Source organism: Marinobacter sp. AL4B, from assembly GCF_019916045.1.
Taxonomy (GTDB): Bacteria; Pseudomonadota; Gammaproteobacteria; order Pseudomonadales; family Oleiphilaceae; genus Marinobacter.
The window spans coordinates 283,957-302,162 of sequence record NZ_JAILWZ010000013.1 but is presented as its reverse complement, the minus strand read 5'-3'; the positions used below and the strand labels follow the sequence as shown (position 1 = coordinate 302,162).

Here is an 18,206-nt window from a genome sequence, read left to right as displayed (position 1 = left end):
TATAGTTCGCCCTCGCTTACGTTCAGGACGTTTGAGAGTTCATATGCGCCGTAAAATTGTAGCCGGAAACTGGAAGATGAACGGGTCGAAAGACCTTGTGCAACAACTGGTTGGCGTGATTTGTGATCGTGCAGTTGGGCTGGATGACGCCGCTGAAGTGGTTGTGATTCCGCCAGCACTTTATGTTCCGCTTGTTCAGCAGCAGTCCGATGGAAAGCTTGCCTTGGGTGTGCAGAACGTCAGTGAATGGCAATCTGGAGCCTATACCGGCGAAGTGTCCGCCGAAATGGCCAAGGATTTAGGTTGCAGCTACGTGCTGGTAGGTCATTCTGAACGTCGTCAGCTGTTTGGTGAGCGTGATGATGTGGCGGCCCGCAAGGTGGAACGCGTGCTCGAATGTGGCTTGACGGCAGTGCTTTGTGTTGGTGAAACGCTGGCGCAGCGTGAGGCCGGTGAGGCTGAGCGTGTGGTCGCTGAGCAGGTCAGAAATGGTCTGGTTAGTGTTGTCGGCGATCAGTGGCAAGGGGTTGTTGTTGCGTATGAGCCAGTTTGGGCCATAGGTACGGGCAAAACGGCTACGGCTGAAGATGCGCAAGCGATGCATGCGGAGATTCGAAACGTCCTGAAAACGATGGGCGCACCCGCAGAAGAGATTTCGGTACTTTACGGCGGCAGTGTAAAAGCGGATAATGCTGCCGCTCTGTTCTCAGAGCCCGATATCGATGGTGGTCTTATAGGTGGTGCTTCCCTTAAGGCTGAAGAATTTATTAGTATCTGTCGGTCATTCCCGGCGGGTAGCTAAGCTAAAACGAATACGAGAGTCTGTATGGATTGGATGGAAACACTGGTAGTTGTTGTTCACGTCGTTATCGCCGTGGCGCTGGTGGGTGTCGTCCTGATTCAGCAGGGCAAGGGCGCGGATGCCGGTGCAGCCTTTGGTGGCGGTGCATCCCAGACAGTATTTGGTAGTCAGGGTAGCGGCAGTTTTCTGACTCGTGTAACTACCTTGATGGCGGTTGTGTTTTTTGTCACAAGCTTCTCGCTGGCTATTTTTGCCAAGCAGCGTGCTGAAGTGGCCGGTGAAGCTGGCATTCCAATGCTTCAGGAGTCTTCTGCAGAGCACGTTCCTGCTATGGGTGAAGGCGAGAATAGCGAGACGAAAGAAGACGAGCTCCCTGAGTTCGAGTAAAGAGTTTTTGCCCAGGTGGTGAAATTGGTAGACACGCCATCTTGAGGGGGTGGTAGCGAGAGCTGTGCCGGTTCGAGTCCGGCCCTGGGCACCAATTTTCAACAAAGACGGCTTGGTTTATCCAGGCCGTCTTTGTTTGGTCAGTCCTTGACCGCTCCGCTTCGTATCTCTATACTTCGGCGGATATTGGAGTCGGTGATTCGTCCTGACTTCCAGGCAGGCCAGGTGTCTGTCGGCAGATAGCCGTTTTGGGTTTGGCTTTCTGCGAATTCTTGCAACAAAAAGCCCCGATTTCAGGGGCTTTTTGATTAAGGGGCCTGGCGCAAGGGCCCTAGTGCATAAAAGGGCTGATCAACAGCCCTTTTTTTGTTTTTGTACATTGAAAATTCTCAAGACGGAGGCGGCGACACTTGTCAGCCAAGCTTAAACAACTCGAAGACATACTGCGCCCGGTGATAGAAGGGCTCGGATATGAGTTTTGGGGTATCGAATTTCGTTCTCGTGGTTATCAGTCGATGCTTCGGGTATTTATCGATGACGCCGAAAACGGTATTGGCATTGAAGACTGCGAGAAAGTAAGTCGGCAAGTCAGTGGCGTTATGGATGTGGAAGATCCCATCCAAAGCGAATATACGCTGGAGGTTTCATCACCGGGGATGGATCGCCCGTTGTTTCGTCTTGAGCATTATCAGACGTTTGTTGGGCATAAAGTTCAACTCAAGCTCCGAATGGCATTCGAGGGGCGCAGAAAATTTCAGGGCCTGATCAAAGGTGTAGAAGGTGACGAGGTGGTAATCGTGGTAGACGATCACGAGTACTTGTTGCCCTTCGACAGTATTGATAGAGCCAATATCGTTCCGGTTTTTGAATAAGCGTATTCAAGAATTTTTAGATGTATTGATTATTTTGAAGGCAGGGCAATCGCATGAGTAAAGAGATCTTGCTGGTAGTGGAAACCGTCTCGAACGAGAAAGGCGTCGATAAGGACGTGATTTTTGAGGCCATCGAGCTTGCGCTCGCCACTGCTGCCAAAAAGCGTTATGAAGATGAAGAGGCGGATATCCGCGTTTCCATCGATCGCCGTACTGGCGAATATGAAACATTCCGCCGCTGGTTAGTGGTAGATAATGACGCGGTTCCCGCATTGGGCACCGAACTGACCATGCAGGAAGCGGAAGAAATTGATACCTCGCTACAGCCGGGTGACATGCACGAAGAGCAGACCGAGTCCGTTGCTTTTGGTCGTATCGGTGCGCAGGCCGCGAAGCAGATCATTTTCCAGAAAGTTCGTGAAGCCGAACGTTCCAAGATAGTAGACAGCTACCGTGACCGTGTCGGTGAGCTGGTTTCCGGTACCGTCAAGAAGGTAACTCGGGATAACGTCATCGTGGATTTGGGTAGTAACGCTGAAGCGTTGTTGCCTCGAGAGCATCTGATTGCCCGTGAGACTTTCCGAATGGGTGATCGAGTGCGGGCCCTGCTGCTTGAAATCCGAGTTGATCATCGTGGTCCGCAATTGATTTTGAGCCGTACTGATGGCCAGATGCTGATTGAATTATTCCGCATCGAAGTGCCAGAGATCGCCGAAGAGTTGATCGAAATTCGTGGCGCTGCCCGTGATCCCGGTTCACGCGCCAAAATTGCTGTGAAAACCAACGACCGTCGTATCGATCCAGTCGGTGCTTGCGTGGGGATGCGTGGTTCGCGTGTTCAGGCCGTTTCCAACGAGTTGGGCGGTGAACGTGTGGATATCGTTCTTTGGGACGATAATCCGGCACAACTGGTTATCAATGCCATGGCTCCGGCGGAAGTTGCCTCCATCGTGATGGACGAAGATCGCCACACCATGGACGTTGCGGTTGCTGAAGATAATCTGGCGCAAGCTATTGGTCGAAACGGACAGAACGTTCGCTTGGCCACAGAGCTGACTGGCTGGACATTGAACGTGATGACCGAAGAAGAAGCCGGTGAGCGTCAAGAGCAAGAGCTCGGCCGTTTGCTCGAGCACTTCACCAAGCATCTCGATGTTGATGAAGAATTTGCAAGCGTCCTGATTGACGAGGGCTTTTCTTCCATTGAAGAAGTGGCCTATGTGCCGATGGAAGAAATGTTGGCGATTGACGGTTTGGACGAAGACACCGTGACGGAACTTCGTAAGCGTGCCAAAGATGCCCTGTTAAATCAGGCCTTGGCCGGTGAAGAAGCCCTTGAAGGATCAGAGCCTGCTGAAGACCTCTTGGAAATGGAAGGCATGGAGCGAGCACTGGCGTTTAAGTTGGCCGGTATGGGTGTTCGCACGATGGAGGATCTCGCAGAGCAGTCAGTTGATGATCTGCTAGAGATTGAAGGTATTGATGAAGAGCGTGCAGGTCAGTTGATTATGACGGCACGTGCACCCTGGTTTGAAGACCAGGCCTGATTCGGGAGAGGAGGACCAGTATGACTGATGTAACGGTAAAACAACTGGCCGCAGATGTAGGCGCTCCCGTGGATCGTTTGCTGAAGCAGATCGTGGAAGCCGGGCTACAGGCTCGCAGCGAAAACGATGCTGTGTCTGGCGATGAGAAACAGCAGTTGCTGGATTATCTGAGAAAGAGCCACGGCGATGACGAAGCAGAGCCGCGGAAGATCACGCTCAAGCGCAAGACAACGACCACGTTGAAAGCGGGTAAAGCCAAAACGGTTAACGTGGAAGTGCGCAAGCGTCGTACGTATGTCAAGCGTGCAGAATTGCAGCCTGAGCCGGAAGCCGAAGCGTTAGAGCAGGAAGCACCTGTGGAGCAGTCGGTCGCTCAAGAGCCAGCACCGCAAGAAGCACCGCAAGTGGCTGCCGAGCAAGCACCAGCCGAGCCAGAAACAGAGGCGCCGAAAGCGCAAGCTGAAGTGGCAGAAGCACCTAAAGCTAAAGAGCCCGAGCCAGTCGTTGAAACTGCGCCAGAGGACATTCCGATGCCTCCGCCAGAAGACGATGGACGGGATCGCAAGCCGAAGAAAAAGAAAGAAAAAGGGCGTGAGCGCGGCGATGATGATGACGGCAAGCCGAAGAAGAAGCAGGCTGGCCATCGCGGTCCACGTAGCCGACCAGAAGAACCTCTGGTGATTTCCGAGGATGACGATTCTGCTCCTCGCAAACAGCTACGGGCCAAAAAGAAAACGAAAGAAAAGCGTCATGCTTTCGAGAGGCCAACCAAGCCCATGGTAAGAGAAGTTCAGATTCCAGAAACGATCACTGTTGGTGATCTAGCCCAGCGTATGGCTGTTAAATCCGCTGATGTCATCAAGACTCTGATGGGAATGGGCGTAATGGCCACCATCAACCAGCCTCTGGATCAGGAAAGTGCGATCCTGGTGACTGAAGAGTTGGGCCACAAGCCTGTAAGTGTCAGTGATGATGCGCTCGAAGAAGAAGTGCTGAGCAACATCACAGAACAGGACGAAGGCAAAGAGAAGATCAAGCGGGCTCCGGTTGTGAGCGTGATGGGTCACGTTGATCACGGTAAAACCTCACTGCTTGATTACATTCGCCGCACTAAAGTAGCAGCTGGCGAATCCGGTGGCATCACACAGCACATTGGTGCCTACCACGTTGAAACCGATCACGGCATGGTGTCCTTCCTGGATACCCCGGGCCACGCAGCCTTTACAGCGATGCGTGCTCGTGGTGCCCAGTGCACTGACATTGTCATTCTGGTTGTAGCCGCTGATGACGGCGTGATGCCGCAGACGAAAGAGGCGGTAGAACACGCCAAGTCGGCCGGTGTTCCGTTGGTTGTTGCCATCAACAAGATGGACAAAGAGCAAGCGGATCCTGATCGTATCAAAACCGAACTGTCAGCTCTGGACGTTATTCCGGAAGACTGGGGCGGCGACGTTCAGTTCGTGCCTGTATCTGCGCATACTGGTGCGGGTATCGACAATCTGCTTGAAGCCGTATTGCTGCAAGCCGAAGTGCTTGAGTTGGAAGCTTCTCCAGATGCATCAGCAAAAGGTGTGGTGGTTGAGTCTAGCTTGGAACGTGGCCGTGGTTCGGTTGCGACGGTTCTGGTTCAGAACGGCACGCTGCGCCAGGGTGAGATGGTTGTTGCAGGATCTTTCTTCGGTAAAGTTCGTGCCATGACTAACGAAGCTGGCAAGCCGGTTAAATCTGCTGGCCCTTCAATTCCGGTTGAGATTTTGGGTTTGAACGGTACTCCCGATGCCGGTGACGAGTTCTACGCCGTGTCCGATGAGAAGAAGGCTAAAGAATTGGCCGAACTACGTCAGACTCGCGAGCGTGAAACCCGTCTACAGCGTCAGCAGGCGGCCAAGCTTGAGAACATGTTTGAAAACATGGGCAAGGACGAGGTTAAGACTCTCAACGTTGTTCTGAAGACCGACGTGCGCGGTACCCTTGAGGCGATCACCAAGGCCTTGCGTGATATGGGTAACGAAGAAGTCCAGGTCAAAGTTGTCTCTTCCGGTGTTGGCGGTATCGCTGAAACCGATATCAGTCTGGCTATGGCTACCAACGCAGTTATCTTCGGCTTTAATGTTCGTGCCGATACTGCAGCTAAGCGTTTAGTTGAAAAAGAAGGTCTGGACCTTCGTTACTACAGCATCATCTATAACATGCTGGACGACGTTAAAGCGGCCCTGACCGGCATGCTGAAGCCAGAATTCCGTGAAGATATCGTTGGTATCGCGGATGTGCGTGACGTGTTCCGTTCACCGAAGTTCGGTCAGGTTGCCGGCTGTATGGTTACCGAGGGTAATGTATACCGCAACAAGCCGATTCGTGTCCTGCGTGACAATGTTGTGATCTTCGAAGGCGAGCTCGAATCGCTGCGTCGTTTCAAGGACGACGTACCAGAAGTTCGTAACGGTATGGAGTGTGGTATCGGCGTTAAGGGTTACGATGTGAAAGTGGGCGACCAGATCGAAGTCTTCGATCGCGTTCGCGTTGAACGTCAGCTCGAGTCTACGGGGGCCTAATGGCACGGGATTACAGCCGCATCGATCGTATTGGCGATCAAATGCAACGTGAGCTGGCCCAGATCATCCAACGTGAGGTGAAAGACCCTCGCGTTGGCATGATCACGGTGAATGACGTCAAAGTCAGCCGAGATTTGGGCTATGCCGATATCTACGTTTCGCTGTTATCGACCGAAGAGCTAACCGAGCAATCTCCGGAAGTTCAGGAATCCCTGAAGGTGCTGAATAAAGCATCCGGATTTTTGCGTGGCCAAGTGGCGCGGGCGATGAAGTTGCGCGTTGTGCCTATGCTGCGGTTCCACTTCGACAGTCTGCTTGGTCACAGCCGTAAACTGGATCGTTTGATTCGGGAAGCTGTGGGTGACCAGCCTGCCGTTGGGCAAGATGATGGTGGCGAATCTGACGCGGACAGTTCGGAGCGTGACGCTTGAGTCGAAGACGTAAAGGTCGTGACGTAAATGGCATCCTGGTTATTGATAAACCCCAGGGTGTCACCTCCAACGGTATTCTTCAGCAGGTGAAGCGCCTGTATGGGGCCGCGAAAGCGGGCCATACCGGTGCTCTTGATCCGTTAGCCACTGGTGTATTGCCTTTGTGCTTCGGCGAGGCTACCAAGTTTTCTCAGACGATGTTGGACAGCGATAAAGCCTATGTCACCACGGCTCGCTTAGGTGTTCGCACTGAAACTGGGGATTCCGAAGGCGCTGTTGTTGAAGAAAAACCTGTTCCCTCTTTAACGGAAGCCGAGGTAGAAGCCGTTCTGGAAAACTTCCGGGGCGACATTCAGCAGGTTCCGTCGATGTATTCCGCTCTAAAGCATCAGGGCAAGCCTCTGTATGAATACGCTCGGGAAGGCATTGAAATCGAACGCCCGGCAAGGCCCGTTACCATCTATGAAATGAAGCTTCTTGCGGTTCGGGACAACGAACTCGATCTGGCGGTAACCTGCACTAAGGGTACGTACATCCGCTCATTAGTTGAGGACATCGGCCAAGAGTTAGGTTGTGGCGCTCATGTGGTGGCTTTACGTCGTACTTTGGCTGCGGGTTACACGCTTGAAAACGTTCAGAATGTCGAAACTCTGGAAGCTATGCGCGAGCGTGACGAAAGCCTCGACGGGTTGTTGTTGCCGCCGGAAAGCGCGCTGACTATGTTCCCGGAACACCGGCTTTCGGGATCGGCGTTGGTGTCGATATTGAACGGGCAACCAGTTAGAATACCCGGTCAGCCCTTTGAAGGATTTGTGCGTGTTTACGGCAATCATTCTTTTGTCGGGTTGGCTGAAGCTCAACCGGAAGGCGAAGACACCGTGCTGGTGCCTCGTCGACTGGTCAAGAACAACGGCAGATAAGCTGCCGCTGTATAGCCGGGCTGTAGAGATGCGCGGTTCGGCCGGATTTATCAGCATCGCAAACAATGAGGTGTAATATGGCACTTTCTGCCAGTGAGAAAGCTCAAATCGTTACAGATTTTCAGCAAGGTGAAAGCGATACCGGTTCCCCTGAAGTTCAGGTGGCTCTGCTGACCGCTAACATCAACAAGCTGCAGGATCACTTTAAGGCCAACAAGCAGGATCACCATTCCCGCCGTGGTCTTATCCGTATGGTAAACCAGCGTCGTAAGCTGCTGGACTACCTGAAGCGTAAGAATGCTGACCGTTACCTTGAGTTGATCAAGCGTTTGGGTCTGCGTCGCTAATCGGATTTAGTGACCTGAAGGCTGGCCCGGGTTTCCCGCGGCCAGCCGAGTTTTCTCCTCCGCTGTCTGCGCTTGCTTGTAAGGCAACCAGGTGGCTATCTGCTGCAGTTGATTTGTCCGTGACACCAAAGGATTTTCCCTGTCGTAATGGAAAGCCGATATTGAAAGCAGGTTGTCGAAAAGCCGGGGCATCGCCGGGTTTTTGCGACAGCCTGTTAGCTTTCAGACGGGTTGCCTTTTGGTTCACCGTTCAGACTGCTGCGGCATAAATGGAAAACACGGGCTATGCTGAATCATTCAGTCATTAGCCACGTATTAAACAGTTGAAAAGCAGGAGTAAATTGTGGATCTGCAACCACGTACGAAAACATTTGAAATGGGTGGACACACCTTCACACTGGAAACCGGTCGCGTTGCCCGTCAGGCAACCGGTTCTGTTGTAGTTACCTGTGGTGATACGTCCGTTCTGGGTACCGTTGTTGGTGTCCGTGAAGCAAAGCCGGGCCAGCCTTTTTTCCCGCTGACCGTTAACTACTCCGAGAAGACTTATGCTGCGGGTAAAATCCCCGGTGGTTTCTTCAAGCGTGAAGGTCGTCCTTCCGAGAAAGAAACTCTGACGTCGCGTTTGATCGACCGTCCTATCCGTCCTCTGTTCCCGACGGGTTACATGAACGAAGTTCAGGTGATTCTGACGGTCATGTCGACCGACAAGAAGCAGGATCCGGATATCGCAGCCATGCTGGCCGCTTCTGCTGCCCTGGCAATCTCTGGTATTCCTTTTGACGGCCCTATCGGTGCCGCTCGCGTTGGTTTCACCAACGATAAAGGTTACTTCCTGAACCCTTCTTTTGAAGACCTGCAAACCTCTCTTCTGGATATGGTTGTTGCCGGTACTGATGAAGCCGTTCTGATGGTTGAATCTGAAGCCAAAGGCCTGTCTGAAGATCAGATGCTGGGTGGCGTTCTGTATGCTCACCAGGAAATGCAAACTGCAATCAACGCGATTAAAGAATTCGCTGCCGAGAACGGCAAGCCGCGTTGGGATTGGCAGCCAGAGCCGGAAGACACCGGACTGCTAGACGCGATCAAAGCCGATTTTGTGGGTCAGATCGAAGATGCTTATGCCATTCGCGACAAGATGGCTCGTTACGCGCGTTTGGGTGAAATCAAAGCCGCTGCCGTTGAGAAACTGGCCGGCGAAGAAGAAGGTCAGCCTTCTGCCGACTTGGTGAAGAAGTACTTCGGCAAAGTTGAGAAGACAGTTGTTCGTCAGCAAGTTATCGACGGCAAGCCGCGTATCGATGGCCGTGACAACAAGACCGTTCGTCCGATCGAAGTGGAAGTAGGCATTCTGCCTTCTGTTCACGGTTCTGCCCTGTTCACCCGTGGTGAAACTCAGGCGATCGTCACCACAACTCTGGGTACGACCCGTGACGTTCAGACCATCGACGCACTAGAAGGTGAGCGTAAAGATCCGTTCATGTTCCACTACAACTTCCCTCCGTACTCTGTCGGTGAAGCCGGCCGTGTAGGTACTCCGGGTCGTCGTGAAGTGGGCCACGGTCGTTTGGCCAAGCGTGGTGTGTTGGCGGTTATGCCGACTATCGAAGAATTCCCGTACGCTATCCGTTCGGTTTCCGAGATTACGGAATCTAACGGTTCCAGCTCAATGGCTTCCGTGTGTGGTTCAAGCCTCGCGCTGATGGACGCTGGTGTTCCGATCAAGGCGCCGGTTGCCGGTATCGCGATGGGTCTGGTCAAGGAAGGCGAGAAGTTCGCGGTTCTGACCGACATTCTGGGTGACGAAGATCACTTGGGCGATATGGACTTCAAGGTTGCGGGTACCAAAGAAGGTATCACTGCGCTGCAGATGGATATTAAGATCAATGGTATCACTGACGAGATCATGGAACTTGCTCTTGAGCAGGCACAGGCTGCGCGTTTGCACATCCTGGATGAGATGAACAAGGTTATCTCTGAGTCGCGCACCGAGCTGTCTGATCGTGCGCCGAGCATCACCACTATCAAGATTCATCCGGATAAGATCCGTGACGTGATCGGTAAGGGTGGCGCGACTATCCGTTCTATTTGTGATGAGACCGGCGCGTCTATCGATCTGGATGACGATGGCAACGTGAAGATCTACGCAGAGAACGGTGAAGCGGCTCAGGCGGCGATGAATCGTGTTAAGGAAATCACTGCAGAGATCGAAGTGGGCGCTATCTACAAGGGCCGTGTTGAGCGGATTGTGGACTTCGGTGCGTTTGTGAACATTCTGCCTGGCAAGGATGGTCTGGTGCACATTTCCCAGATCTCTGAGCGCCGTATCGAGAACGTGACTGATGAGCTGAGCGAAGGTCAGGAAGTTCTGGTTAAGGTTCTGGATGTAGACAACCGTGGCCGCGTTAAGCTGTCCATGAAGGAAGTTAAGGAAGGCGAGCAGGCAACTGAATTCGCTGACTAAGATTTCTTAGTTTGTTTTGAGAAAACCCGCCTTTTGGCGGGTTTTTTCGTTTCTGGCTGTTCTCAACTATGGGGTAGCGTGGTTTGGGAAAAAGCTATTGTTCCTCGGCTAGAAGTTCTCATCCATAAACTCCAAAACCGCCTCACGGTACGCAGGAATCACGAAGGTGGCTGCGTGTGGGGTATCCGTCTGGAGGAATTCTTTTGGATGCTCAGCGGCATCATAGAGCCTTGTGCCGTGGTGGAACGGGATGATGCCGTCTCGGATACTATGGATGATCATCACCGGTACGGGCGCTATGCCCGAAATTCCGTCTACGCCTTCGTAGTCGTCGGGGATGGTCCAGCTCAGGGGGTATTGGAAGGGCCAGGTTAGCCAGAAGCTGTTGAGTTTTTCCCGGGCGATGTAGCGGAAGCCTGAGAAAGTGCCGTCGAGGATCACGCCGTTGAGTTCGGGTTGTTCGTTGCGTTGCACCCATTCGCTGGCAAGGGCAATCCCGAGTGCGCCGCCAAGGCTTTGACCTAGGAGGAAGAGTGGTTGGTCTGTTTGGCGCTCGGCCAGCCACCGTAAGCCGGTTTCGACGTCGTGTAGGGCACCTTCGATGTCGGGAGCGCCGGTGGATTGGCCGTAGCCCCGGTAATCTAAGGTGAAGACGTTGTAGCCTTCCGGTGGTAGCCAAGCGACGTTGAGTATGTGAGCGCTTACGTTTTGGGCATTGCCGTGGAGGTAGTAGAGGGTACCTTTGGCGGGTTTGTCGGTTTTAGCCGGTAGCCACCAGCCGTGGAGGGTTTCTCCGTCGGCGGTGTTCAGGAACACATCTTCGTAATCCAGTTCGAGCCGGTCTGGGGTGATGTAGGTGGTGTTGTTTGGATAGAAGAAGACACTGCTGCAGCCGGTTTGCAGCAGTGTCAGGAATGCGAAAACCAGGGTGGTGAGCGCTTTCGAGTTTAGAAGTACGCGTGGATGCCTGCCTGCCATGTGCTTTGGTACCTGTCGAAGTGGTCTTCTCGAGTGAATTCGGTGAATAGGCTGAATTCGCGGCCGATGTGGTAGTTGGCTTTTAAGTAAAGCTGGTCTTGCCGGTGTTGGCTGCTGACGATCCAGGCTTTGGTTTTGACGCCGCCGAGTAAGCTGAAGCGTGGGCTTTGGTGTAGTGCGCCTAGGTCTGCGCCCGGGGCGAAGTCGTAGCCGCGGCGGATGTCGTCGTCGATTTCAAGGTCGGCCGTGGCCATGGCGAAGAATTGCCTGTTGTCGCCAAGGCTCCAGCTACCCCCAGCTCCACCTTCCAGATAAGGCGCGAGCACTCGCTGGGTTCTTGTGTCAGTGCGACGGCCGCCGAAGCCGACTTGCCAGGAGGTGGGCGAGAAAAACTGGTTGCGGGGGCTCAAGGATCGAATTTCAACGCCGGTAATTTGTTCGACCTGAAGTTCGTCGTTGTCGTGATAGAGGCGGGCATCCAATCGCAGGAACTGCAGCTGCGCTCCGGTTCGGTAGCCTTCGGGGGGATCGACGATGTCGTGGTAGGCCGGTCGAATGGTCAGCTCGGTGAATTCGCTGTGGGCCAGCTGGCCTGAACTCAGGCTGAGCCTGAAGGTGTCGTGGCCTTGATCGTCGCGCACCGTGGGTTCTGTGACCGGTGGTATGGGTTTGGCGTTGTCGATTTGACTTCGGATCATCAGCAATTGGTGAGATAGTGGCGCGGCAATCTCGCGGGGCCAGTTGGCGGCTTCGCTCTGGTAGCGCACGTAATCATAGGTTGCGTCGAGCAAGCGTGCCTTTTCGCCAGAGGGGAGGTTTTGAACCTCCGGATCGTCTACGTTTACGTAGCCGTTGGCAATTGCTGCGGCTATGGTTTGGTGCTCATCAGGCAGTGATTCGAGGTTGTGACTAACGGCTGTCGCGGCGGACGGCCGGTAATGAATGCTTTCAACCAGGTCTTTGTCGCGCACCCAACGTACTGTGTCGGAAGGGATCGCGTGAGTACTTACTTCCTCTAAAAGGTCAGTTCCTGGGCGGGCCACGTCAATAAGCGCGAGCAGGCGGTAGGCGCAGTTTTCGTCAAAGAAGTAATAATCGAAATTTTTGTCCTGGATCTCCCAGGTGTGGGCCAGCATAGTGTCGACTTCTTGCTGGCTCAGGTTCAGGGTGTACTCCCATAAGTCCCGGTGTTCGATGTCGTTGTATAGGCGGATCATTTCGTAATAAGGCTTGATCGCGGTAATGCCCGGGTAGCCACCAAAGATACCGCGATAGGCGAATAGCAGTTCACTGTCGTGCTCGGCGGCATCGGCGGCGTAAGAAATGGTATTGGCCAGCAGCAGGTCGGTTTCGTTGTCATCCTGCGGTGGGTCGAGTCTCAGGAAGGTGTGGCCAAACATCGACGAGGGACTATTTAGGTAAGACGCGGCAAACACCAACGTGACTTTTTCGGTATTCAGGGTGCCGGCCCAGTCTTCGTAAGCCGGGCAGCTCACCGGTTCATTGGGCAGATCAAGCTGTTGTCGTAACCAGGCATCTCGGGCAGGGAAGCGGCAGCGCGCGTGGTCATTACCTTCGCCCGGTTGTTGAATCGCTTCCAGGGTGGCGGAAAGCTCTGCCTTCGGATTGGTTTTACCATCTTCGCTTAGGAAAAACGCCGGATCATCGGCCTGGCTCGTGTGGCCCGAACCCCAGCTGTTTTCATGATAGTGGCCAAGCGTGAGCCAAACCGGGTGTTCGTGAAGGTTCTCGGTATTAATTGCGAAGGCAGTGTGGGTTGCCAAGGTGCCAGCAAGCCATAAAGCAGCCTGCCCAGTGCGCAAGAGGTAGCCCATGGGTGTTTGGTGCATCCGGTTTGAGTGGAGAATAGGATAGTGCGCCATCCATAGCGCAGGTTCAATCCTTCGGGGCTAAGCGATTAGGCCGCCACGTACTTGCTCAGAGATGTGTTCTGTTCAAGCAGGGCTACGATTGCGTCTACCGCTTCGCCAGAAGTGGTTTCGGAGTTCGGGAAGATAGCTGCGAAGTTGTCCTGCAGTACCTGACGGAAATCAGCGCGGTCCGCTTCTTCTACGCCAAGAAGCACGGCGAGAGTGTCCAGGTTTTCACCGGAGCCGCGGGACATGTCACGGGCAACCTTGTCGATGTTGCTGTCCATGTACATAGCCATGGATTGTACAGATTGGTTGGTGGAGCAACCCAGAGTGCCGGTAGTCATACCAAATGTCTGGTTACCGAATGTTCCGTTGGTAGTAGCTGCCAGCACGTGTGGAGCAATGCCGGACTGTCCCTTCCATATCATTGCGCCAACACCACAGCCAGGCTGAGCGAATGCCATAGAGGAAGCGCTGAGAAGAATTGCACCTGCGATCAGTTTTTTCATTATCCACTCCTTGTGTGGTTTTTCTCTCGTCACAAAACGCTTAAACGTAAAGCTGGTCATTTATTAGATAAGAACGGCTCGGAGGATGATGCCCTGCATGCAAACCGCTCCGGTAAGTATAGACGAGTCTGTAAAAATGCAAGTGGCACAAAGTATTAGACTGTTTTCAAAATTAGTTGTTATTGCTAATTGGTTTATAAATTTCGGAGTTAGATTATGTTGTCATAAAGGGGTGAGTTGCGTATAGTTTTGCCCGCCAAGACGGCGACCTTCAAAGACACATGGAGACATGATTGTGAAAAAATTACTTATTGCCTCAAGCCTTGTAATGGCCGGCGCGTTGACTGGTTGTAGCTCCCTGAACACCAGTGCACCTTCTCTGCCATTGACCGGTGCTGTTGCCACTGACGTTAAAGCTGACATCGAAGTTGGCGAAAAAATCACTGGCCAATCTTCTGTTACTCAGTTGTTTGGTCTGCTGACTCTGGGTGCTCAGAGCGAATACGCTGACGGCGTTGCTTACGGTGCTAATGGTGGCGGTTCTCTGCTTTCTCTGGGCGGCGCTTCTTTGACTGAAAAAGTTAAGTCTGCAGCAGCTTATAACGCCATTACCGAGTCCGGCGCTGATGTGATTGTAGCTCCTCGCTACACCGTTAAGCAGGAAGGTTATGGTTTCTTTGGCACCATCGACGTAACAGTTGAAGGTTACAAAGGCACAATCCGAAGCATTAAATAAGCTTTGTGATTGTCAAAAAAAGCCGGAGAGGGGGAGACCCCTCTCCGGCTTTTTTTGATGGGTAAATGTTACCCCCCCAGGTATGCCTCCCGGACTTCGGGATTGTTTAGCAAGTTCTTGCCTGTATCGTGCAGCCGGATCTTTCCAGTTTCGAGCACATAACCCCTATCCGCTAAATTCAGCGCTTGATGCGCGTTCTGCTCAACGAGAAATACCGTAATCCCCTCGTCTCGCAGCTGACCGATGATCTCGAAAATCTGCTGAATGATGATTGGAGCCAAACCCAGAGATGGTTCATCCAGAATAATCATATTGGGTTTGCTCATCAGTGCCCGGCCGATGGCCAGCATCTGCTGCTCTCCGCCTGACATGGTGCCGGCGCGTTGGTTTTCACGTTCTTTGAGCCGGGGGAATAGCTCGTAAACGTGATCCTGGCTTTTTTGAATCTCGGCCTTGGTGTTGAAGAATCCGCCCATATGCAGGTTTTCCTCTACGGTCAGGCCGGAAAATACCCGACGGCCTTCCGGCACAATGGCGATGCCTGAGCGCATGATGTTGGAGGTGGCATCGTGAGTGATGTCCTTGCCTTCCAGAATAATGCGCCCCGAGCTGGCCTGCGGATGGCCGCATACCGTCATCAGAAGAGTGGTTTTACCGGCCCCGTTTGCGCCGATCAGCGAAACGATTTCTCCCTTGTTCACTTCAACAGAGACACCGTGTAAGGCCTCAATTTTGCCGTAATGTGTATGAACGTTTTCCAGTACTAGCATACTTCTTCCTCAGGCCTCGCCCAGATAAGCTTTGATCACGTCGTCGTTCTGGCGTACTTCGGCCGGAGTGCCGCTGGCCAGAGGGCGTCCCTGGTTAATGACGGTAATCCGGTCAGAGATATCCATTACGAGGCTCATGTCGTGCTCTATCAGCAATACTGAAACGTTATAATCCTCTTTCAAACTCATGATCAGTTGGTTGAGATCGTTCGTTTCAGCCGGGTTGAGGCCGGCTGCGGGCTCGTCGAGCATTAATAGCTTGGGCTCCGTAACCATGCAGCGAGCGATTTCCAGACGCCGCTGCTGGCCATAGGCAAGGTTGCCTGCTTCCCGGTTAGAGAGCTCCAGTAGGCCGACACGTTCCAGCCAATAGGCCGCTTTATCCAGTGACCGCTGTTCGCGAGAACGGTAATTCGGTGTTTGGATCAAGCCGGCAAGCAAGTTGGTGTTCAAGTGGCGGTGTTGTGCAACCAGCAGATTTTCAACCACGGACATTTGGCCAAATAATCGAACGTGTTGGAAGGTACGCACCATACCAAGTCGAGAGATCTTATAGTCAGGTTTGCCTTGTACTTCTTTGCCTTCAAACAGAATCTTTCCGCCAGTGGGTTTGTAGAACCCGCTAAGGCAGTTGAACACGGTGGTTTTGCCGGCACCATTAGGACCGATCACCGAGACGATTTCATGGTTCTGAACGTCCAGGTTTACGCCATCCACGGCTAGCAGGCCGCCGAAACGCATGGACAGATCTTGTACTTCCAGCATACCTGTCACTCCTGCCGTTTCAGTGAAATGGGAATTCGACGCATAGGCATCAGACCTTGAGGCCTCCATACCATCATCAGAACCATGGCGGCCCCGAAGACGAGCATTCGGAAGTCTGAGAACTCGCGTGCGAGCTCCGGCAGGATGGTGACGGCGATCGCCGCGAGAATAACGCCAATCTGAGAACCCATGCCGCCCAACACAACGATGGCCAGAATGATGGCGGATTCCAGGAAGACAAAGGATTCTGGGCTGATGAAGCCCTGTTTGGACGCGAAGACGGTGCCAGCAAAGCCGGCGAAGAACGCGCCAATGGTGAACGCAGACAGTTTAACGGCGGTGCGGCTCAAACCGAGGGAACGGGCTGCAATTTCGTCTTCCCGAAGGGCTTCCCAGGCCCGGCCAACCGGCATACGCATTAAGCGGCGGATGACCAGCGCAGTAATGACGGCCAGTACGAGAGCGATCAGGTACAGGAATATAACCTTGTGTTCACCGCTGTAGGCAATGCCGAAGGTTTCATGGAAGGATGTGTTGCCTTCACCTTTAACCCTGCGCCCGAACTCCATGCCGAACAAGGTCGGGTCTGGAATGCCACCGATACCGTTAGGGCCGCCGGTAACCGCCGTCCAGTTATTCAAAAGAATACGAATGATTTCACCGAAACCCAGTGTCACGATGGCCAGATAGTCGCCTCGCAGCCGTAACACCGGGAACCCGAGCACCAAACCAAAGGTCGCGGCCAGCAGAGCGCCAACCGGCAAGGCCATCCAGAAGGTGAATCCGAAGTACTGGTAGAGCAGCGCAAAGGTGTAAGCGCCCACCGCATAGAAGGCAACGTAGCCAAGGTCGAGAAGGCCGGCGAGGCCGACCACCACGTTCAAACCCAAAGCCAGCATGATGTAGATGAGCACCAGTGTGGCCAAATCGACGGAACCCCGTGACACCACGAACGGCCAGAACAAGGCCAGGACGATAATGGCGGTTAGCACCCAAGCTTCCACTTTCGCCCGTTTCTCGGCGGGCATGGGTTCACGGCCGCTTAACGGGTTCAGCTTAGGCAGTTTGCCTAAATTGCCCATGATGTTGTCACGGAACAGCTGGAAGAAAAAGACGATGCCGGCCGCCAGAAAGATCGAAATGATGGTGGTTGGGGTGGCACCTTCAAGCCCAATTTGGGTGCCTTGGGCCACCAAGTCGAGACCGAGGATAGGGTAGGCGATAACGACAGTAACGATCGCACAGAACAGCGCGTGCTTTAAGTTGTGTGTTGCCATCAGATCTTCTCAACCTCCGGTTTGCCAAGCAGGCCGGTGGGTTTGAACAGCAAAATCAGTATCAGCAAACTGAACGAAACAACGTCTTTGTACTCTCCGCTTAAGTAGCCGGAGGTCATGCTCTCGGAAACGCCGAGAATCAAGCCGCCCAGCATGGCGCCGGGAATGCTGCCAATGCCGCCGAGTACCGCTGCGGTGAACGCTTTCAGGCCGGCGATAAAACCAAACAGTGGATCAACCGAGCCGTAGTACATGCCCAGTAACAAGCCGGCAACTGCTGCCAGCGATGCGCCGATGATAAAGGTCGCGGAAATGATCCGGTTGGTGTCGATGCCCAGCAGGTTCGCCATCCCCAGATCTTGAGAAACCGCCCGGCAAGCTCGCCCGATGCGAGAGCGCGAAATGAACAATGAGAGCAGGGTCATGCAGATCAGTGTGGTGATAAAAATGGTGATTTGCATGTAAGACAGGGAAAGCTGGAAACTTTCAGGTGCGCCAAAGCGAAAACTTCCGTCGATCAGCGCCGGGAAGCCGATGTTGCGTGAACCTTGGGCCAGATGGATGTAGTTTTGCAGAAAGATCGACATACCGATGGCGGAGATGAGCGGTATTAACCGGTGACGTCCGCGTACCGGGCGATAGGCGACTCGTTCAACCGCCCAGCCCATAGAGCTGGATACAATCACTGCGCAAATCAGCGCAACCAACAAAATGACGGGTAACCAAGCAACGCCGAGGGTGGCTAAACCGGTAATGGCAATAAGCGCAGTGTAGGCGCCGATCATATAAATTTCGCCGTGGGCGAAGTTGATCATGCCGATAATGCCGTAAACCATCGTATAGCCGATGGCGATCAGGGCGTAAGCGCTCCCGATCGTGAGCCCGTTAACGAGCTGTTGAGAAAAATATAGGAGGTCTTGCATGCTGGGGGAGCTCCGAGTGCATACGGCCAGAAAAGCACCTTCCCCCGGATCG

Annotated in this window: 17 protein-coding genes and 1 tRNA gene; 11 read left to right on the top strand and 7 right to left on the bottom strand. The window is 53.5% G+C overall.

Annotated features, from left to right (window positions below; genetic code table 11):
- Window positions 1-43: 43 nt before the first annotated feature.
- From tpiA to pnp, 10 genes are all read left to right on the top strand, one after another.
- Entirely contained in the window at window positions 44-802 is a 759-nt protein-coding gene (gene tpiA, locus K5L82_RS11700) for a triose-phosphate isomerase (protein ID WP_223134273.1), read from the top strand.
- A gap of 24 nt (window positions 803-826) precedes the next feature.
- Window positions 827-1,189 (top strand): preprotein translocase subunit SecG, encoded by a 363-nt coding sequence (gene secG / locus K5L82_RS11695; RefSeq protein ID WP_133007436.1) that lies wholly within the window; start codon window positions 827-829, stop codon window positions 1,187-1,189.
- Between the two features lie 9 nt (window positions 1,190-1,198).
- Window positions 1,199-1,283, top strand: a tRNA-Leu gene (locus K5L82_RS11690).
- Between the two features lie 316 nt (window positions 1,284-1,599).
- Window positions 1,600-2,061: a ribosome maturation factor RimP gene (rimP, locus tag K5L82_RS11685; RefSeq protein ID WP_223134272.1), complete on the top strand. Its 462-nt coding sequence runs from the start codon at window positions 1,600-1,602 to the stop codon at window positions 2,059-2,061.
- 53 nt (window positions 2,062-2,114) lie between these two features.
- Window positions 2,115-3,608 carry a transcription termination factor NusA gene (gene nusA, locus K5L82_RS11680; RefSeq protein ID WP_133007438.1) on the top strand — a complete coding sequence of 498 codons (1,494 nt, stop codon included), beginning with the start codon at window positions 2,115-2,117 and terminating at the stop codon, window positions 3,606-3,608.
- Window positions 3,609-3,628: 20 nt separating this feature from the next.
- Entirely contained in the window at window positions 3,629-6,160 is a 2,532-nt protein-coding gene (gene infB / locus K5L82_RS11675; RefSeq protein ID WP_223134271.1) for a translation initiation factor IF-2, read from the top strand.
- On the top strand, window positions 6,160-6,591 hold the full coding sequence (gene rbfA / locus K5L82_RS11670; protein ID WP_133007440.1) for a 30S ribosome-binding factor RbfA: 432 nt from the start codon (window positions 6,160-6,162) through the stop codon (window positions 6,589-6,591). Before infB ends, rbfA begins: the two co-directional genes overlap by 1 nt.
- Complete coding sequence (truB, locus tag K5L82_RS11665) at window positions 6,588-7,511, top strand: tRNA pseudouridine(55) synthase TruB (protein WP_223134270.1); 924 nt, start codon at window positions 6,588-6,590, stop codon at window positions 7,509-7,511. The genes rbfA and truB overlap by 4 nt, the downstream gene beginning before the upstream one ends.
- Before the next feature lie 77 nt (window positions 7,512-7,588).
- On the top strand, window positions 7,589-7,858 hold the full coding sequence (rpsO, locus tag K5L82_RS11660; RefSeq protein ID WP_133007442.1) for a 30S ribosomal protein S15: 270 nt from the start codon (window positions 7,589-7,591) through the stop codon (window positions 7,856-7,858).
- Between the two features lie 349 nt (window positions 7,859-8,207).
- Window positions 8,208-10,322 carry a polyribonucleotide nucleotidyltransferase gene (pnp, locus tag K5L82_RS11655; protein WP_262492696.1) on the top strand — a complete coding sequence of 705 codons (2,115 nt, stop codon included), beginning with the start codon at window positions 8,208-8,210 and terminating at the stop codon, window positions 10,320-10,322.
- A gap of 108 nt (window positions 10,323-10,430) precedes the next feature.
- Here pnp and K5L82_RS11650 read toward each other — a convergent pair whose 3' ends face one another.
- The 3 genes from K5L82_RS11650 to K5L82_RS11640 all read right to left on the bottom strand — a co-directional run bounded on the left by K5L82_RS11650 (window position 10,431) and on the right by K5L82_RS11640 (window position 13,683).
- Entirely contained in the window at window positions 10,431-11,300 is an 870-nt protein-coding gene (locus K5L82_RS11650) for an alpha/beta hydrolase (protein ID WP_223134269.1), read from the bottom strand.
- Entirely contained in the window at window positions 11,270-13,135 is a 1,866-nt protein-coding gene (locus tag K5L82_RS11645; protein WP_223134268.1) for a DUF4105 domain-containing protein, read from the bottom strand. The genes K5L82_RS11650 and K5L82_RS11645 overlap by 31 nt, the downstream gene beginning before the upstream one ends.
- Before the next feature lie 83 nt (window positions 13,136-13,218).
- A complete protein-coding gene (locus K5L82_RS11640) occupies window positions 13,219-13,683 on the bottom strand; it encodes a DUF3015 domain-containing protein (RefSeq protein ID WP_223134267.1) in 465 nt (154 codons plus the stop codon).
- Between the two features lie 295 nt (window positions 13,684-13,978).
- On the opposite strand from K5L82_RS11640, the gene K5L82_RS11635 reads away from it, so the two are divergent.
- On the top strand, window positions 13,979-14,419 hold the full coding sequence (locus K5L82_RS11635) for a hypothetical protein (protein WP_207924318.1): 441 nt from the start codon (window positions 13,979-13,981) through the stop codon (window positions 14,417-14,419).
- A 68-nt stretch (window positions 14,420-14,487) separates the two neighbouring features.
- On the opposite strand, the gene K5L82_RS11630 is transcribed toward K5L82_RS11635, so the two are convergent.
- Genes K5L82_RS11630 through livH form a run of 4 tightly spaced genes read right to left on the bottom strand, consistent with a single transcriptional unit; the run spans window position 14,488 to window position 18,154 of the window.
- Window positions 14,488-15,189, bottom strand: a complete 702-nt coding sequence (locus tag K5L82_RS11630; RefSeq protein ID WP_223134266.1) for an ABC transporter ATP-binding protein — start codon at window positions 15,187-15,189, stop codon at window positions 14,488-14,490.
- Window positions 15,190-15,198: 9 nt separating this feature from the next.
- Entirely contained in the window at window positions 15,199-15,954 is a 756-nt protein-coding gene (gene livG, locus K5L82_RS11625; protein ID WP_133007449.1) for a high-affinity branched-chain amino acid ABC transporter ATP-binding protein LivG, read from the bottom strand.
- A gap of 5 nt (window positions 15,955-15,959) precedes the next feature.
- Window positions 15,960-17,231, bottom strand: a complete 1,272-nt coding sequence (locus K5L82_RS11620) for a high-affinity branched-chain amino acid ABC transporter permease LivM (RefSeq protein WP_133007450.1) — start codon at window positions 17,229-17,231, stop codon at window positions 15,960-15,962.
- Window positions 17,231-18,154, bottom strand: a complete 924-nt coding sequence (livH, locus tag K5L82_RS11615; RefSeq protein ID WP_223134265.1) for a high-affinity branched-chain amino acid ABC transporter permease LivH — start codon at window positions 18,152-18,154, stop codon at window positions 17,231-17,233. Before livH ends, K5L82_RS11620 begins: the two co-directional genes overlap by 1 nt.
- Window positions 18,155-18,206: the final 52 nt, after the last annotated feature.

Bases quoted from the DNA above. Each gene is read 5' to 3' on its own strand.
- tpiA (WP_223134273.1), top strand. From the start codon at position 44: ATGCGCCGTAAAATTGTAGCCGGAAACTGGAAGATGAACGGGTCGAAA.
- secG (WP_133007436.1), top strand. From the start codon at position 827: ATGGATTGGATGGAAACACTGGTAGTTGTTGTTCACGTCGTTATCGCC.
- nusA (WP_133007438.1), top strand. From the start codon at position 2,115: ATGAGTAAAGAGATCTTGCTGGTAGTGGAAACCGTCTCGAACGAGAAA.
- infB (WP_223134271.1), top strand. From the start codon at position 3,629: ATGACTGATGTAACGGTAAAACAACTGGCCGCAGATGTAGGCGCTCCC.
- rbfA (WP_133007440.1), top strand. From the start codon at position 6,160: ATGGCACGGGATTACAGCCGCATCGATCGTATTGGCGATCAAATGCAA.
- rpsO (WP_133007442.1), top strand. From the start codon at position 7,589: ATGGCACTTTCTGCCAGTGAGAAAGCTCAAATCGTTACAGATTTTCAG.
- K5L82_RS11650 (WP_223134269.1), bottom strand. From the start codon at position 11,300: ATGGCAGGCAGGCATCCACGCGTACTTCTAAACTCGAAAGCGCTCACC.
- K5L82_RS11645 (WP_223134268.1), bottom strand. From the start codon at position 13,135: ATGGGCTACCTCTTGCGCACTGGGCAGGCTGCTTTATGGCTTGCTGGC.
- K5L82_RS11640 (WP_223134267.1), bottom strand. From the start codon at position 13,683: ATGAAAAAACTGATCGCAGGTGCAATTCTTCTCAGCGCTTCCTCTATG.
- K5L82_RS11630 (WP_223134266.1), bottom strand. From the start codon at position 15,189: ATGCTAGTACTGGAAAACGTTCATACACATTACGGCAAAATTGAGGCC.
- livG (WP_133007449.1), bottom strand. From the start codon at position 15,954: ATGCTGGAAGTACAAGATCTGTCCATGCGTTTCGGCGGCCTGCTAGCC.
- K5L82_RS11620 (WP_133007450.1), bottom strand. From the start codon at position 17,231: ATGGCAACACACAACTTAAAGCACGCGCTGTTCTGTGCGATCGTTACT.
- livH (WP_223134265.1), bottom strand. From the start codon at position 18,154: ATGCAAGACCTCCTATATTTTTCTCAACAGCTCGTTAACGGGCTCACG.